The 17,188-nt window shown below is 56.9% G+C and carries 13 protein-coding genes and 1 pseudogene; all 14 read left to right on the top strand.

Going from position 1 to position 17,188, the window contains the following annotated elements; all coding sequences use genetic code 11:
* Positions 1-414: pseudogene (locus RIF23_RS20090) on the top strand (transposase); the annotation flags it as partial.
* 1,465 nt (positions 415-1,879) lie between these two features.
* Complete coding sequence (locus RIF23_RS20085) at positions 1,880-3,022, top strand: ATP-grasp domain-containing protein (RefSeq protein ID WP_310914193.1); 1,143 nt, start codon at positions 1,880-1,882, stop codon at positions 3,020-3,022.
* A 577-nt stretch (positions 3,023-3,599) separates the two neighbouring features.
* On the top strand, positions 3,600-5,150 hold the full coding sequence (locus RIF23_RS20080) for an FAD/NAD(P)-binding protein (protein WP_310914192.1): 1,551 nt from the start codon (positions 3,600-3,602) through the stop codon (positions 5,148-5,150).
* Positions 5,151-5,227: 77 nt separating this feature from the next.
* Positions 5,228-6,736, top strand: a complete 1,509-nt coding sequence (locus RIF23_RS20075; RefSeq protein ID WP_310914191.1) for a 4-hydroxyphenylacetate 3-hydroxylase family protein — start codon at positions 5,228-5,230, stop codon at positions 6,734-6,736.
* Positions 6,679-7,266, top strand: a complete 588-nt coding sequence (locus RIF23_RS20890; protein WP_407659518.1) for a flavin reductase family protein — start codon at positions 6,679-6,681, stop codon at positions 7,264-7,266. Before RIF23_RS20075 ends, RIF23_RS20890 begins: the two co-directional genes overlap by 58 nt.
* 15 nt (positions 7,267-7,281) lie before the next feature.
* Positions 7,282-8,496, top strand: coding sequence for an aminotransferase-like domain-containing protein (locus RIF23_RS20070; protein ID WP_310914189.1), 1,215 nt, complete (start codon positions 7,282-7,284; stop codon positions 8,494-8,496).
* Positions 8,497-8,564: 68 nt separating this feature from the next.
* Positions 8,565-9,242, top strand: coding sequence for an RraA family protein (locus RIF23_RS20065; protein WP_310914188.1), 678 nt, complete (start codon positions 8,565-8,567; stop codon positions 9,240-9,242).
* Positions 9,243-9,276: 34 nt separating this feature from the next.
* On the top strand, positions 9,277-10,755 hold the full coding sequence (locus RIF23_RS20060; RefSeq protein WP_310914187.1) for an aldehyde dehydrogenase: 1,479 nt from the start codon (positions 9,277-9,279) through the stop codon (positions 10,753-10,755).
* Positions 10,756-11,054: 299 nt separating this feature from the next.
* Positions 11,055-11,585, top strand: a complete 531-nt coding sequence (locus tag RIF23_RS20055) for a 2-keto-4-pentenoate hydratase (protein WP_310914186.1) — start codon at positions 11,055-11,057, stop codon at positions 11,583-11,585.
* Between the two features lie 35 nt (positions 11,586-11,620).
* Positions 11,621-12,454, top strand: a complete 834-nt coding sequence (locus tag RIF23_RS20050) for a 2-keto-4-pentenoate hydratase (protein WP_310914185.1) — start codon at positions 11,621-11,623, stop codon at positions 12,452-12,454.
* Complete coding sequence (locus RIF23_RS20045; RefSeq protein ID WP_310914184.1) at positions 12,436-12,711, top strand: tautomerase family protein; 276 nt, start codon at positions 12,436-12,438, stop codon at positions 12,709-12,711. The genes RIF23_RS20050 and RIF23_RS20045 overlap by 19 nt, the downstream gene beginning before the upstream one ends.
* Entirely contained in the window at positions 12,708-13,664 is a 957-nt protein-coding gene (locus RIF23_RS20040) for a VOC family protein (RefSeq protein WP_310914183.1), read from the top strand. Before RIF23_RS20045 ends, RIF23_RS20040 begins: the two co-directional genes overlap by 4 nt.
* A 1,441-nt stretch (positions 13,665-15,105) precedes the next feature.
* The gene (locus RIF23_RS20035) at positions 15,106-15,831 is read left to right on the top strand and encodes an ATP-grasp domain-containing protein (RefSeq protein ID WP_310914182.1); all 726 of its coding nucleotides are present in this window, start codon (positions 15,106-15,108) and stop codon (positions 15,829-15,831) included.
* Positions 15,832-16,013: 182 nt separating this feature from the next.
* A complete protein-coding gene (locus RIF23_RS20030) occupies positions 16,014-17,186 on the top strand; it encodes an ATP-grasp domain-containing protein (protein ID WP_310914194.1) in 1,173 nt (390 codons plus the stop codon).
* Positions 17,187-17,188 lie beyond the last annotated feature (2 nt).

Here is a 17,188-nt window from a genome sequence, read left to right as displayed (position 1 = left end):
CTCCAGGGATGGGGCTGATCGCCCGCAGAGAACGCCCCCACCCCGATGCGCAGCTGCGCATCACCGACGCCGACGGACGCCGCCTTACCTGCTCCGCGACCAACACCCCCACCGGCCAGCTCGCCGACCTCGAACTACGCCACCGCCAACGGGCCCGGGCCGAAGACCGCATCCGCGCCGCCACAGACACCGGCCTGGCCAACCTGCCCCTGCACGGCTTCAACGCCAACCGGATCTGGCTCGAACTCGTCCTCCTCGCCCTGGACCTCACCGCATGGACCCAGACGCTCGCCCTGGGGCGGGCATGCGGTCTGCCGATGGGAACTCAAACGCCTACGCCTGCGCCTCTTCTCGGCCACGGCCCGACTGGTGGCCACCGGGCGACGACGGCTGCTGCGGTTCAACCACGCCTAGCCCTGGGCCGACCCACTGACCGGCGCGATCGACCGGCTGCAGCTGCTGCAAACCCCACCCTGACCGCCGATGCCCTGCACCGACGACACGAAAGGCCCCTCCGAACCCCGTGGACTCCGGCGACCCACCCGAGCGCATCGGGCCCCTGCCATGACCGGACCCCAACCTTCCGGCCACTGCCGACACATGAACCGCGCCCCTCACCCCGGCGACGTAACCTCAGGAAAGACCGAGGCTAAGTCGTGAGCAGGAAATCTACTGAAACAGAACGAGACATCAAGATCATTTTTATGACTCGCCCACCCTTAGTCTAAGATAGCCTTGCCCATATCAAGCTATCATCAGATCTGGCCGATTCTGGCCAGGTAGCTAGACGGATACATCAGGATACCCCTATAAACTAGAGTCGTGAGCAGGAAATCTACTGAAACAGAACGAGACATCAAGATCATTTTTGCGACTCGCCCACCCTTAGTCTAAGATAGCCTTGCTCATATCAAGCATTGAATTAGGTGATGTGAGTTTAGTTCCATTGAGTTCGACAGTGTTCGAAATGATATGATAAGAAAACAGCCTTAACTACTCCCTCTGCCTATCCTACCTTGCTCGCGCTAGCAGTAACATGGAGCGTCTTGTACCAGTGCTATGCCAGGAGCGTGAATTCGCGCTCTCCTAGGAAACTATAGATCATGTTGCAGCTGGTTTTGGTAGAGGTTGTCGACCATGAGAATCTCTGGTCGTCGCTTGGAATTGTCTAGGGGCGAAGATCCAGATTCCTGCGTCGACATATTAAGCACGGCGGTCAACGTGGAAACCCTCTGAGCAGTTACTAAATTCAGAACTCCCCGCAGACAATGACGCACTGCAGTCAAGTCGATGCCCAATCCGGGTTCGTCCTCAACGAACATCGGCTAGCCATCGGCCATGAAAAGGGACTATAGGCCAGCGCGACGTTGAATGATTTTTCTAGTTATCATATTCTGATACCCGCATCCAGGATACGAATAAACTTCTCCAAGTAGTGATAAATGCAAGTACGACATAGAGGTCCAGCCGAGGAGTCACAAAATTTCCCTGAAGTAGTAGCGCATGACATACTAGGAAATCGCCGAAACTCCTTGAAAAATAAATTACTCGAAAGAATTATATTTCTAAATCCTCGATTCTTCTTTCTGAAGAATACAACGCTAATTCACAAATCAAGAATTTACAATACAATTAATCAAATATCTGATAGAATCTTTAGTAAATGGATAATCTATACACATAGAAGCATACCTCTCAATCGATTCTCCGCAATCTCGCCGAACAAATTGGAAATATAGTGTTTGATCGAAACCAAACCCTCAGAACCGATGGGCGTTACCTTCTGATCCTTGGAGCAGATATTCTAATGCGCGAACGAGCGATCGTCTCCGCATTACGGTACTACTCTGGTCCGGTTTTTGGAATGAGTCGGTCACCGATGAACAAGAACCGTTGCTTCGACCACGTGCTTTCCGCAGATTACTACGACGCGGAGGAGGCGTTGGAAGCCGTTCAGCAGTACGAACGCGATACAGGCATGCGTCCGTCGGCAGTGGTTCCCATCCTCGAAATGAATGTGCATGTCTCCGTGGAGATTGCACGAAAGTACGGTCTTGCATCAGTGTCGGACGCATGTCTTTCGACTGCGAGAGACAAGCACAACATGAAGGAAGCTTTCGAGAGCGCAGGAGTACCCTGCGCCCGACACCGCCCATACTCCACTCTTACCGAACTAAGGAAGGTCGCAAGGGAGCTGAGGTTTCCGCTCGTGCTCAAGCCGCGCGACTTCGCGGGCAATGTCGGTACGGTCAAGGTGGATTCCGAGAAGGAGCTCGACGCCGCGTTCGAGTATTGCAGGGAGGGGTTACTGGACATCGCACCGATATACAAGTTCAAGGACGGCCGTTTCCAGGCAGAGGAATTCGTAGAATCGACTCACGAGGTCTCGGTGGAAGTCCTCAACCACGGTGAGCAGCGCGCGGTCATTGCGGTGACAGATAAGGCGAAGCTTCCGCCACCGTACTTCACGGAATTTGGCCAGCTCGTGCCGAGCAGGGAAACCTATAACCAGACCATACGGGAGCTGAGTATCGCGGCGTGTGAAGCGCTCGACATCAGGCGAGGGCTCGCACATGTCGAGATCCTGGTGAACGATTCTGAGCTCAACGTGGTCGAGGTCGCAGCACGCCCAGGGGGCGACGGAATCATGGATCTTGTTAGCCGTGTTTATGGGTTCAATCCCTATGATTTGCACTATGGCAGCTACCTGAATAACTTCCATCAAATTCCGGAACTCCCTTCTACTCCCCTCGGCGTCGGAGCCACTGTTTTCCTCAAGGCCGACGTAGGCCGCGTGGAACAGGTAAACGATGTCGAGAATCCTACCGATGACGAGGTCGCCCTATATCCGGTACTCAAAGAGGGAGCAGAGTCACGGCCGGCTACGTCGTATCAGAGTCGTGATGGGGTCATGGAGTTCTTTCGCCCTGGGGCCGGGACCGAGGACGCCGTGGATTTCCAGCGCGAGGTCTTGACGATCGCTGCGCAGCGTAGTCAGGAAGTTTTCACTGTGACGTCGTAGCCAGATGCCAGAAGTTTGGTGAACACCGAGCACTAGCAGTTTATAGTCATCTCTAAGAAGACTCGAAAGCCATGGTCTTCTAGAACTCACGCCAGAAATATGAGCTTGACTTTCACTTTCTCTTTGGCTTCACTAATTACTGACTTTGGTGGCCTATTGGATATTAATTAATGCCCGAAACCCCTGAGGGGAATTTATTCAAAACGCAACACGCAAACAAATTGAGCTGATGCTCAAATCTTGGGATTGAATTAGTAAAAACGGATTCAGGCATCACGCTGACTCTGCACAATGTTCCTCTGAAAAATGCATCGATAGAATTATCGATGCATCACAAGCCATATTTCCAAATATAAAAATAGTGCAAAACTCTCCATTTTGGAGATCCAACCAAGTTCAGAGATCCTTAGAACTAATATGCTCACGAGTAACGTTTGAATACTTCCATATATTTGCACTCCCTGTGACATTTCTAATTTCTTTCAATGTGGTCAATGGGTATCATTGAACGATCGATCTCGCGATGTAGTTCGAGTATTCTATCGCTCTCACTAAGAGCAGAGAATGGTCACGAATCATGAAATGGACGGACGGCAGACTCTCAATCGCGATAATTGGAGGCGGAGCCGCCGCCGTGTGCCTACTGGACGCCCTTGCGCAAGCCTCGGATCTCCGCGGACGCGTTGTCGTGGTCGAGCCGTCTCGGAAGCTTTGGCGTGGACGGCCATACCAGGAGGATATTCATTCAGTTCGGGTGAATATTCCACCGAAAGGGATGTCAGTTCGTCATGGCGATACTAATCACTTCAGCCGGTGGCTTGCGGACCGGAGCCGGAACACCTTATCCGACGCGATCGCCGAGTATGACGATCCCTACTGCGGTGTTCCCTTCGTACCCCGTACGGTCTACGGCGAGTACCTACAGCAATGCGCTTGGGAGGCCATCACAGCACTCCGCCGCCGCGGCTTGGAAGTTGAGATCGTCCGCGACACTGTCGAAACAATTCTCCGCGACGACCATAGGACGATGCTTTGGACTCGTGGCGGGCTAACGGTCGACGTCGACCACGCAGTCTTGTGTATTGGGCGTGGTGCGCCCCCGGACAACTATCGCTTGGACGGGGCGATGGGCTTCGTCCGTGACCCGTATCCGTTGACGACCAGCTTGGAATCCATTGACCCGAGCGCGGACCTGGCGATTTTGGGCAGCGGTCTGACGGCAATGGACGTAGTACTTGCTCTGGCGGCGCGCGACCATCGTGGTCGAATCCGACTGCTGTCCAGGCACGGGGTGCTCCCAGCTGTGCGGCAGCGCCCTGTGTCATATGCGCTACAGCACTTCACCGCCGATCGGTTCCGCGCTGCGGCGGCCGACGGCGTTTCCCTCACCACAAAGGAGCTCGTTGCCCTGATGCGAGCCGAGCTTATCGATGCTGGAGAGGAGCCTGACGCGGTTGCGGAAACGGTCTGTACACTGCAGGAAACTGATCCTGTTGATCGGTTGCGGCGCGAGCTAGCTGCAGTGGACTCTAAAAGTATCGGACTGCGAATCCTCCAACAAGCCGTTCCAGAAACCGGTCCAGACGTGTGGCCGCTAATCACAGCGAGGGAGAAGACCCTGCTCCTGCGGCGATACTACCGAACCGCCATGAGCTTGTGCTGCCCGATGCCACCGTCAACTGCGGGTACGCTGTTGTCCCTTATCGACAGCGGCCAGCTGGAAGTAGTTTCGGGCGTGCGATCTGTCAAGGCCAGCGGCAAAGGATTCGCTGTCGAGGCAGGGAGTCGTACGTACCAAGCCCATGCCGTGGTGAACGCGGTGAATTCGTCGGTCAGTGATATCCCGTCCACCGCAGAACCGTTGGTTGCATCACTCGTGGGGGCACGCCTTGCCCAACGCCATGCACACGGTGGCCTGGCCGTGGAACGGGCAACAAGCCGACTAGTACACAACAGAGAGGCTGTTCCTGGCTTGTTTGCGCTTGGTGACCTGGCCTCAGGAAGCTTATTCTTCACCTTCGGACTTCCATCTCTGGTGGACCGCGCACACGATATCGCCGAGCACATCACCCAGGGATTTCATTCGAGATTTCAAACCAAACAGCCACACTTTCTGCAACGTATTTAACATCTTTATTAACGGAAGAGGCCATGGTTACACTCGGAACGACATCCGCACCTCCGACGGCCAGGAGTACCCGACCGATGACAGGCACGGAGTACCTGGAGTCACTGCGGGACGGCCGTGAGGTCTATATCTACGGGGAACGCGTCGGCGACGTCACCAGTCATCCCGCGTTCCGCAACAGCGCACGATCGATCGCACAACTCTACGACTCGCTACATGATCCCCAGGCCTCCGGCGTTCTCCGAGTCCCTACCGATACAGGAAGCAGCGGGTTCACCCATCCATTCTTCCGTACTGCCAGATCGTCGGACGATCTCATCACCGCCCGCGACGCGATCGTCGCTTGGCAACGCATGGTGTACGGCTGGATGGGCCGGACACCGGACTACAAAGCATCCTTCCTTGGAACCCTCGGCGCGAACGCCGACTTCTACGCCCCCTTCAAAGAAAACGCCCTGCGTTGGTACAGGCAGGCGCAGGAACAGGTACTGTTCTTCAACCACGCAATCGTACACCCACCAATCGACCGTGACCGATCTGCAGACGACTCCGCTGACGTGTGCGTTCATGTCGAAGAAGAAACCGACGCCGGCCTGGTAGTCTCCGGGGCAAAGGTGGTGGCGACCGGTTCTGCGCTGACGAACGCGAATTTTGTTGCTCATTACGGTCTCCCGATAAGAGATAAGCGATTCGGCGTGGTATTCACCATTCCCATGGACGCTTCGGGACTAAAACTGCTCTGTCGCACTTCATACGAAATGACCTCCGCCGTCATTGGGAGTCCATTCGACTACCCCCTATCAAGTCGTATGGACGAGAACGACGCCATTATGATATTCGATCGCGTTCTTGTTCCGTGGGAGAACGTCTTTATGTATGATGCGGATTCAGCAAACGGATTCGCAAACGGGTCTGGATTCCTCGAACGGTTCACGTTTCACGGATGCACACGTCTCGCCGTAAAACTTGACTTCATCGCCGGCTGTACGATGAAGGGCGTGGAGATGACCGGCACATCTAACTTCCGGGGTGTACAAGCACAAATTGGGGAGATACTCAACTGGCGTGACATGTTCTGGGGGCTTTCGGATGCGATGGCAAAGTCTCCCCGTCAGTGGGTCGGTGAATCGGTTCAGCCTAATCTGAACTACGGATTGGCATACCGAACTTTCATGGGTATCGGATATCCCAAAATCAAAGAGATCATTCAGCAGACCCTCGGAAGCGGCCTCATTTACTTAAACTCACACTCCAGCGACTGGAAAAACCAGGATATCCGTCCGTACCTTGACCGTTATATCCGTGGATCGCATGGCATTGAGGCGATCGACCGGGTGAAGCTATTGAAGCTGCTTTGGGATGCCGTGGGAACGGAGTTTGGCGGACGCCATGAGCTATATGAACGGAATTATGGTGGTGATCATGAGACTGTCCGTTTACAAACTCTCCAGAATTATCAGGAGAATGGCCAGGCAGACGCCATGAAAGGTTTTGCGGATGAGTGTATGGCTGAGTACGATATCGACGGATGGACACGTCCCGACCTGGTAAATCCAGACGACCTGACTATCGTGCGCGGCAAATGAAAGATTCGGAATCGACCACGGACTTGCGCACCGCTCTCTCGAGGTTCGCAAGCGGAGTAACGGTAATCACCACGGTCACTGGAGGTCGCGAACTGGATATACACGGAATGACGGCGAATTCATTTACTTCCGTCTCGCTAAACCCGCCTCTTGTGCTCGTTTCTATAAGCATCAATGCAATAACCCATAAACGAATTTTGGAAAGTGGAAGATATGGTATCTCTGTTCTTGAAAGAAGACAGCCGGAAATTTGCCATCACTTCTCTGGATCCACAAGGAAAAGCGAAAAGATTGATTTTGTCTGGCGGGATGGGATAGCTTTCGTTTCAGGTGCACTGGCGCACCTGGCCTGTACCGTATGGGACTCGTTTCGAGTAGAGGATCACACGCTGCACGTTGGGGAGGTCACGCACTTTTGGTATCAGAATGGAACACCACTACTATTCTTTAGCGGGACACTGAGTACGGACACCCCGAAACCAGTTTTGCCCGGAATGCACGCTACGCCAACCAGTTTCGTCGAACCTTAACAGAAATATAGTGCCATGTCTTTGGTCACGAATGAGTGTTCTTGGTGGAAACTCTTTTCCCGAGATGCTCGTGATAACTCTGATAACGAAATCGAATCAATACTCAGCCAAGCCGCTAGTTCCGACCTTATCGCCTTCTCCGGAGGCTTCCCGGATCCCGCGACATTTCCCACCGAGGAATTTCTCGAAACCTTCCCCGAAGTCGTCGCGGATCCCGCCTCTCTCCAGTATGCACCTACCCTTGGCCTTCCCGGACTGCGGGAGTGGTTCCGTCGGTGGCTCAAGGAGCGAGAGGGTATGGCCCCTGGGGAAGGTGAACTCCTCGTCACCAGTGGTGGGATGGAAGGGCTGACGCTACTGGGTCGGTGCCTGATCGACAGGGGCGATCGGGTGATGGCCGAGGGGCCGACGTTTATGGGGGCTCTCATGGCGCTACGCGCGGCCGGTGCACGGGTGGATGCGGCTCCAATGGACTCTGAAGGATTGCGGGTCGACGACCTCGATCGGGACGTGTGCGGGCCCGGGGGTGCACCGAAGTTCCTGTACGTCATCCCCGACCACCAGAACCCCATGGGCGTGAGTCTGTCGGCTGAACGCCGACACCGTCTGGTTCAGATCGCCCGTCGGCACGGGATCCTCATCGTTGAGGACGTTGCCTACCGCGAGCTGGGCTTCGATGGGGCGCGACTGCCGAGTCTGTACAGTCTCGGTCCGGATGTCGTCGCGCAGGTTGGAACATTTTCCAAGACCTTCAGTGCCGGCTTACGGACGGGGTGGATCAGCGCGCCGGCCGAGATTGTCAGAGTGTTGGCGAGGGCGAAACAGTATACAGACCAATGCTCGGCCGCGCTTGGGCAAATGCTGCTGGAACGCTACGGGCGTTCCGGCGGATTTGATCGTGGGATTGCCTCCGCGCGATCGTTCTACGCGAGCCGCAGTCGTGCCCTAACTCGAGCACTGGAGACCCACCTGCCAGCGGGTGTCGAGTACACGCACCCCACGGGCGGTTTCTTCAGCTGGCTGACAGTACCGGATTCCGTAGACAGTATCGCCCTGCGTGAGGAGGCCCTGGCCGAGGGTGTTTCCTACGTTCCAGGAACCGCGTTCTATCCGGACGGCCGCGGTGCTCAGGAACTGCGCCTGGCGTACAGCAAGGTTCCCGAGGAGCAAATCGAGGAAGGTGCCCGCCGCCTTGGGGACCTGCTGTCCCGGGCCTTGCGGAGCGCCTAACCGCCGTTCCCACGTGGCGAATTGGTCCTTTCAGAACTTCAGTCTGCCGCCGATATTACGGAGGAAGCATGCAGATCGTGCACAACGATGTGAAACGTCCATCTCCGGATGTCATCGACCGCTATGAGAAAGTGCTGTTGACGGAATACAGCCCGAGCTGCCTCGTCTCGGATGCGCATCCGGAGGTGAAGACCATCGGCCGGCTTCACATGGTGGACCACCGGCACAAGGTGGTGGGACCCGCACTAACCGTCAACCTGCGAAAGGATAACCTCGCTGACTGCATGGCGGTGCTCCCCCGTGCGAACCCTGGAGATGTCATCGTGATCGCCGCCCATAATGCCTCGGACCTCGCTATTTGGGGCGGTCTGATGACTACCCTATCCATGATGGCTGGAGTTGCGGGAAGCGTGGTGGACGGGCTCATCCGAGACGTCGACGAACTACGCGAGTTGGACTACCCGATTTGGTATCGGTCAACACAGCCACGGCGGGTGCCGCCACCGTCACCTGACCGTCCCGCCCCAATCCAGGTGAACGTGCCTGTGATAATCGACGGACAGACCATTGACCCCGGCGACATTGTCGTTGCGGACGAGAACGGCCTCGGAATCGTCCCTGTGCCGATCGCCGGAGAGGTGCTAGCGGGCGCAAGCGCATTGCTGGATAAGGAACAGCAGATCCGATATAAGTTGGATAGAGGAGTCACACTTCCCGAACTGCTATCCGAGTTCGGCCACCTCTGAACATATCCCTCAGCAGAGAGTGACAGGAAAACCCATGATTGCCGAAGGCCAGCAGCCCAGCCCAAAATATATCGGCCACCTCATCGGGGCACAGATGGCGGTCGGGGCGGATGACTCCGCGACATTCGAGACCTGGGACCCACACGATGGTTCGCTACTCGCAACGGTCGCACGCGGGTCCACCCTTAACGGCGAGCGAGCGATTGAGGCCGCTCGCCAGGCGTTCGACCAAGGACCTTGGCCGCGCATGACACCCAAAGAGCGTCACCGGGTTCTGCACACCCTCGCAGACCTCGTCGACAACCAACGTGATGCACTGGCCATGCTGGAGACCAAGGACAGTGGCAAGGCCATCAACCAGACCGTGCACGCTGATATCCCGCGCGTGGCCCAAAACCTCCGCTTCTTCGCTGACTACGCTGCGCTTGTTTCGGACGAGGCTTACCCTGACGGTTCGCTGCTGTCCTACACAGTGCATCCGCCGGCAGGTGTCGTTGCCGCGATAAGCCCATGGAACGCTCCGCTCATGCTCGCCAGCTGGAAGATCGCGCCTGCACTCGCCTTCGGCAACACGGTCGTACTCAAGCCCGCGCCGCAGACTCCACTGACGGCCAATTGGTTCGGCCAGCTGGCGCTGGAGGCGGGTTTACCCCCGGGGGTCCTCAATATCGTGCACGGGTTCGGCAGCGACGAGGTAGGAGCGCGCCTAACGACTGATCCTCGGGTGGACCGCATAACGTTCACTGGCTCCAGCACTACAGGAGCGCAGGTTATGCGGGCTGCGGCGGGGAATCTGATACCCGTCTCCGCCGAGCTTGGTGGAAAATCGGCGAATATCGTCTTCAACGATGCCAATCTCGACGTTGCTATTCCCGAGTCGATTCGAGGAATCTTCGCTGGTAATGGCCAGGTGTGCTTATCCGGGTCGCGGCTATTCGTTGAGCGGGGGATTTACGCGGAGTTCCTCGATAGGTTTACAGCTGAGGCCAAGAAGCTGACTGTTGGCGACCCGAAGGATCACTCGACCTACCTGGGACCACTGATCGAACAGGAGCATCTCGACAAGGTTCACAGATACGTTGAACTGGCCCAGAACGGGGGTGGAACGGTAGTAACCGGAGGCTCGCAGCTAGTAAATGGCGAGTACGCCAACGGATTTTACTACCCGCCTACCATCATTACCGGGATGGACAATAGCTCGCAAATATCCCAGGAGGAAATATTCGGTCCTGTCGAAATCGTGATTCCCTTCGACTCTGAGGACGAAGTATTAGCGATGGCCAACGACAGCCAATACGGACTCGCGGGAATCCTTTTCACCACTAACCTAGACCGTGCACATCGAATGGCCGCCAGGTGGAAGGCAGGGACGATCTGGGTGAACTGCTTCTTCGAACGCGACCTACGTCTGCCATTTGGAGGAGAAAGAACAAGCGGCGTGGGACGCGAGGGTGGAAGATACTCGCGTGATTTCTTCACTGAACCCCGTGCGGTAACGCTCAGAATACATTGATAGCACCTACAAACTACGGAATTTATATATTGCCGAAAACACACAGGAGAGTCGCTGTGGCAACAGAAACGTCGCAACATGCATCAATGTATCTAGAGCAGGACGAACCCATACGGCCGCTCACATCTATCTGGCCACAAGCCACAATGCATGACGCCTACCAGGTACAGGACGAGCTCGTCCGGAGAAGGACCGCAGAAGGTGACGCCACAATCGGATACACGTTGGGTGCAGCCTCAGTGGCAGTGCGTCGACAGTGGGGCGTCAAACGTCCCTGCTACGGGCGGATTCTGCGCAGCATGGTTCACCCTCCGAGTCAGTCCTTGTCGGTGTCGGGGCTCCGGAGCCCTCGCGCCGCGACGGGCATCGGCTTCCTGCTCGAAGCTCCACTGTTCGGGCCTGATCCAACGATCGCGGCGCTCACCCGTGCGGTGAGCGCCGTCATGCCCACGATCGACCTTCTTGACAGCCGTACAGAGGAATGGGCGGGCCCCGACGTCGATGCCGTAGCGGACAACGCCCGCCGCGCCGGTGTCATTACCGGAACCCCCTCGGAGATTCCAGACATCCCTGACCTTCGGCTGGCGGGATGCCTCCTACACGTGAACGGGTTCATGGCTGCAACAGGAGCGGGTGGAGCCCTGCTCGGATCGCCCTGGGACGCGGTGCGCTGGCTGGTTGACGAATTGTGCAAGCAGGGGCTCGGCCTTGAAGCGGGGGACCTTGTGCTCACGGGATCTGCAACCCCAGAGGTTCCGGTACGGGCCGGAGACACCATTTCGGCCGAGATCGCAGGGCTTGGCGCGGTCAGCGTGCCTCTCGCCACGTAGTCCCGCCCCTCTCGACGAAGAAAGGTAAGAACAGCATGACTGAGAAAGCGTCCGAGTCTATGCGGATCAATATGAGAGACGTGAGCCAGGCCGCTCGGACGATGCTCGCTGCCGAACAGTCCGCCACCGCGTGTCCCCCGCTCACAGCCGACTGGTCTGATTTGGACATGGCGACCGCCTACACAATCCAGGACGAGGCGTTGGACCAGCGCCGACAGCGGGGGGAAACACTCATCGGGATCAAGCTTGGCCTCACCTCCCGTGCCAAGCAGATACGGATGGGCATCGACACGCCGTCACTGGCGTGGCTCACCGACGCCATGGTTCTGCCGTTCGGAGAACCGCTCACTCGAACGCAGATGATCCATCCGCGCGCGGAACCGGAGATTGTGTTCATTCTAAAAGACAGACTAAGCGGTCCGGGTATTACCGCCGCCACAGCGCTCCGCGCAGTTGGTCAGGTCTATGGCGGTATCGAGATTATCGACAGCCGCTTCCAAGACTTCAGCTTCACCGCTAGCGATGCGGTCGCGGACAACGCCTCCTCCGCCCGCTTTGTACTCGGGCCGATTGCGCGCGCACCGGATGGGCTCGATCTCACCCAGGAAGCGTGCCTACTCGAAGTGGATGGCGAGGTGGTTGACGCGGCCACGGGGGCCGCAGTGCAGGGGCATCCGGCCGAAGCGCTCGCGCTCGCCGCCAACCAGCTCGCGGAGCGCGGAATCTCGCTGGAACCCGGATGGATCATTCTCACCGGTGGAATGACCGACGCTGTCCCCGTGCCGCCCGATACCCAGATCACCGCGCGTTTCACCAACCTTGGCGCTACGACCATCGCTGGAGGTACATCGTGCCCATCATCGAAGTGACCATGGCTGAAGGACGCGACTCTGAACAGATCCGACGGCTGATCCACGAACTCAGCCACGCGGCGAGTCGCTCAATCGATGTACCAGTGGAGAATATCCGATTGATCATCCGAGAAACTCCACTTACACATTTTGCCGCCGGTGACGTGACGACCATTGAAAGACGGGAAGGCCGCATTTCCAGTTCCTCGCATCCGCCTCCTAATCCTGTTTATCCCAGCAATCAGTCTCACCAAGGCGAAGGGCAGTCCCTGTGACACTCTACGAGATCAAGCATGAAATCGCGCATCTGGCCTCTGCGGAGTTGCAAACTCCGGATCCCGAAGGCACTCTGTGGTTCTTCAAGGAACTCCTCGGTATGTACGAGACGCACCGTTCCGGGGCATCCGTGTACCTGCGTGGCTACGAAGACCCCTATCTTTGGAGTCTGAAAGTGACCGAAGGACCGGTGGCAAAGATGGTGCATGCGGGTATGCGGGTCTCGTCACCCGAGGCGCTTGAACGGCGCGCAGCTGTCCTTGCAGAATCGGGGCTGCCCGGCGGATGGATGGATGGCGAGTTCGGATATGGCCACACATACTGGTTCCACACTCCTGATGGGCATGAGATGCGGCTCCACTGGGAAGTGGAACACTATCACGCCCATCCGACGATGCAGAGCAAAATCCTCACACGCCCCTCGAAGAAGCCGTTGCAGGGTATCCCTGTGAAACGGATCGACCATCTCAACCTGCTGGCCGCGGATGTCACCCCGGTCAAGGAAACATTCGAACAGCATCTTGGAATGCAGACCCGGGAACGACTCGTGGATGGTCCAGTCGAACATGGAGCTTGGCTAAGCAGCAACTTGCTTGCCCACGAACTCGCAATCATGCGGGATGGACACGGGGCCCGGGGCAGGATGCACCATATCGCGTTCTTCTACGGCGTCCAGCAGCACAATTTCGATGCAGCCGAGATGTTCCGCGATTACAATGTAATGATCGAGGCTGGACCAGACCGGCATGGGCTCACCCAAGGCGCATTCCTGTACGTTTTCGAACCTGGCGGCCACCGTGTTGAACTGTTCGGAGATCCTGGGATCCTGGAAAGAGAGCCCGATTTCGATACTAAGACTTGGACGATGGAGGATATTGATACTGTGACAGCAATTGGAGGAGCTGGACTTCCGCGCGAGACGTATTTTACCTACGGCACTCCTCCCGTTTAGGATTTCGAGTTAATCATGGTGGATCCAGTAGATGACAGACACAAACCAGTATTCCCCAGGGATGCAGCGCAAGCCGGAGTGTTTTGGATATCGCCGTAACTGGCACAATTCACCGTATGGCTGTGGACTCCGCATCGAACAGACATGCAGGTAATCCCTGACTCAGAGAATGGATCATGGTTATATCCACTTGACTGCCTGGCGTTAGCGATCTCGTAATCTCTGCATCCTGGAAACCGATATCGCTTTCAGGATTCAATTGCTGATGTTACACAGAACTTAAATTGAAGACTATAGATGCAAGGAGAACGAGAGATTCAAGGATGGGCATATCCTTCAGTCGCGCCCAACTTTGTCCATCGATCGCAACACAGTGAACATCAAGTGCATGCCAAAAGTGGATCAATATTACATCTTTGAGGCTTCCTGAAGCTTCAGTTATGCGATGATCTTAAAAGAAATAATCTAGTACAAATATGTCATTATTTAGCAGATCGACCCACCCGCCCGAAATTCTTTTCTTGCGACGATGCTTCTCGAGCAAGATTGTCCAAATTATTTTTCTATACTCACAAGCTGGATAAACAATTATAACCAGATTCAAAGAAAGAACAAAACAGAGAACTCCGGATAGATGTCGTTGCGTCTTATTGTAAGTGGATTTCACCATAACCCAAGATCGCCCCAGTCAACCGGCGGAATTATGGACTCCTAATCCAAAACCTCGGAATGTACACATTGGATATCAGACTTTGACTCTGTCAGTCGCCTTTGCTGTCCACAGAAAAAAGCATGATATCATGAGAACTATTTCCGAGTCCGATCGGATGGACAGCAGGCCTAGGCCTCCCCCGACCTTCCAAGGTTTTTCCTGATCGAACGAGTGGCGAAACGTTCTCGATTAATAAGATCCGCTTCATAGTGCGCTTGCCCGAACTTCGTCATCCCTGTCATCGATTGGAGGTCGTTGATGCACATCCTTGTCCTTCACCGCGTACCTGATTCACTCATCTGCTATGGCGCATGTATTGACCACAAAAAACACGAAGTTACCTATGTAAGCGTCCCCAGCCGATGGTCGACGCTGCCAGCGGACGTCCGGGCACGCAGGATCCAACGTCCCGGCGAAGGAGAAGCCTCGACTGAGGTCCTTTCTGCGGTTGGGGACCTACCCAAGCCAGATACCGTTATAGCACTATCCGAATACGACCTCCTTCCAGCAGCACAAGTACGGGAGAAACTCGGCGTGCCAGGGGATACCGTTCGCGATGTGCTACCGAGCCGGGACAAGGCAGTCATGAAATCGGCGATTGCAAGTTCCGGCCTGCGGGTCCCTCGCTTTCATAAACTTAGCGACATTTCCACCACGCCACGGTCCGGAGTCAACTTCTGGACGGGACCGACCGTCCTCAAACCGCTAGCCGGAGCGTCCAGTGAAGGGGTGACCCTCCATCCCTCGGTGGCCGATGCTCTGGAGGCGGCGGGTTCCGCAGACCCCGGTGAATTCGAAATCGAGGAGTTTCTCGACGGACCGATCATTCATGTCGACGGGGTAATGGAGGGGGGAGCGCTCGTCGCGGTCCAGGCTAGCCGTTATATCGGTACGTGCCTCGGATACGCCCAGGGACAGCCGTTCGGATCGGTGCAGATTGAAACCGACTCTCGTGTCATCGAATGGACACACCACTGCCTCCGCGCGATCGGAATCAACAATGGCCCATTCCATCTCGAAGGAATCGAGGCGACAGATGGTCTGGTGTTCCTAGAGGTGGGAGCCCGGTTCGGTGGTGCAGACGTGGTCGACACCTTTGCGCTTGCGACCGGTGTCCACCTGCCGTCAGCCCAGATACGCCTTCTAGTGGAGGGCCGGACCGGAATCCAGGAGGCCCGGATACCGGACCGCGATGCCCTGTATGGCTGGTTCGTCTTCCCAGGACACCACATCGGATCCCAGTACTGTATCGTCAAGGGCGGCGACAGGTTTCGAGAGGACCCGCTGGTCCGGCGCTGGGTACAACGCGCCACAGACGAGCCAGTCAAGCCCACGGTCACCTACGCGGATTCGGATGTACCTCTCGCCGGGGTGGTCGGACCCGCGCCGGCCCCCGAACTCGAGACACTTTTGACGTCGATGTTCGCCTCAATCACGGTTGAGCCGCTGTGGTAGAAGGCATTGTGATTACAGGTTAGATGACCGCGGTGGCGTTACAGCGCTGCGTTTCCCCCGCATTACCAATCACACGGACCATTCGTCACGCACAGAGCTCCTGAGTCATCGGGATCAGTATCCTGTGGCCCGCATCGTTATCAGAACACGAAGGGAACACGAACCACGTGCAGACATTACTTATGGTTGGCGTAGGAAAGGCGGGTCGCCCCTACTTGGACGCTGCCCGGCGACTCGGGTTGCAGGTGCATGTGGTAGAGACGGCCGAACACGTGAGCGCGCTCGAAAGTAGGGTGGACGGGACCACCGTGTGCCGCGGTGGGACTGACGAACTATGGACCGAAGCCGCGTTCATGGCTGCGCATACCTGTCGGCCCGATGGGGTAATCGCGTTCAGTGAGCCGCACGTGATGGCCGGTGCGCTGGTAGCCGACGAGTTCGGCTTGCCGGGCCCGTCACTACGGGCAGCAGTCTTCTCCCGGAACAAGGGCCTGCAAAGGGCCCGGTTCAGTGCTGCCGGAATCGACCAGCCCGAGTACCTCGTAACGAATAGCGTCTCCGATGCCACGGAATGGGTTGCGACCCGGATGCCGGTCGTCCTCAAACCACTGTCCTCAGCTGGGAGCAACGGTGTCGAACTTGTGGCGGACGCGAAGGAATACCAAGAGGCAGCTGTCCGCAGAAACAGCAACGGTCGGATGCTCGTAGAGCGGGCAATGGGTGGTCCAGAGTACAGCTGGGAGGCGCTGGTCCTCGGGGGCGAAGTGTGGGCCTCCAACCTCACCGCAAAGGAGACGACAGGGCCGCCCAACTTCATCGAAGTGGCCCACCGTGTCCCAGCTGATGTGGATGGTGCCACCCGCACACTGGTCACCGATTTGGGAACCGCTGTCCTCAACGCGATCGGCATGCGCACCGGCCTCATCCACTTGGAGTTCCGACTCACCCCTGGCGGTCCGGCAGTGATAGAGGTGGCAGTCCGTACTCCGGGTGACTGTCTCATGGATCTGCTCGGCCTAGCCTATGGCCTGGACTGGTTCGAGTTGGTGATTCGAGCCGCCATGGGCTGGGAACTACCATCGCCCCCACAGGCTCCCCTCCGCATTGCCGCGAGTTATCTGCCGTCGGCCCCGTCTGGGACCGTCGTTGCCATCGAAGGTCTAGCCGAGGTCTTAGCACAGCCGAACGTGGTGACCGCGGAGGTGAGCGTGTCGCCCGGAGATCGGATCGCTCCGCTGAAGTCCTCGAATGAGCGTGTCGGACAGGTAGTGTTGGCCGCCGACGCGCCGGAGGAACTGACCCACACGGTCTCGGAGGTTCGGCGGATTCTAGCTGTGGTCACCCGGCCCGACTGATA

Source organism: Lipingzhangella rawalii, from assembly GCF_031628175.1.
In the GTDB taxonomy this organism is placed as follows: Bacteria; Actinomycetota; Actinomycetes; order Streptosporangiales; family Streptosporangiaceae; genus Lipingzhangella_A; species Lipingzhangella_A rawalii.
This window is presented reverse-complemented; position numbering and strand designations above follow the sequence as displayed.

Excerpts from the sequence above, each read along its gene's own strand:
- RIF23_RS20085 (WP_310914193.1), top strand. The coding sequence starts at position 1,880 with ATGAACAAGAACCGTTGCTTCGACCACGTGCTTTCCGCAGATTACTAC.
- RIF23_RS20080 (WP_310914192.1), top strand. The coding sequence starts at position 3,600 with ATGAAATGGACGGACGGCAGACTCTCAATCGCGATAATTGGAGGCGGA.
- RIF23_RS20075 (WP_310914191.1), top strand. The coding sequence starts at position 5,228 with ATGACAGGCACGGAGTACCTGGAGTCACTGCGGGACGGCCGTGAGGTC.
- RIF23_RS20890 (WP_407659518.1), top strand. The coding sequence starts at position 6,679 with ATGGACACGTCCCGACCTGGTAAATCCAGACGACCTGACTATCGTGCG.
- RIF23_RS20070 (WP_310914189.1), top strand. The coding sequence starts at position 7,282 with ATGTCTTTGGTCACGAATGAGTGTTCTTGGTGGAAACTCTTTTCCCGA.
- RIF23_RS20065 (WP_310914188.1), top strand. The coding sequence starts at position 8,565 with ATGCAGATCGTGCACAACGATGTGAAACGTCCATCTCCGGATGTCATC.
- RIF23_RS20060 (WP_310914187.1), top strand. The coding sequence starts at position 9,277 with ATGATTGCCGAAGGCCAGCAGCCCAGCCCAAAATATATCGGCCACCTC.
- RIF23_RS20055 (WP_310914186.1), top strand. The coding sequence starts at position 11,055 with ATGGTTCACCCTCCGAGTCAGTCCTTGTCGGTGTCGGGGCTCCGGAGC.
- RIF23_RS20050 (WP_310914185.1), top strand. The coding sequence starts at position 11,621 with ATGACTGAGAAAGCGTCCGAGTCTATGCGGATCAATATGAGAGACGTG.
- RIF23_RS20030 (WP_310914194.1), top strand. The coding sequence starts at position 16,014 with ATGGTTGGCGTAGGAAAGGCGGGTCGCCCCTACTTGGACGCTGCCCGG.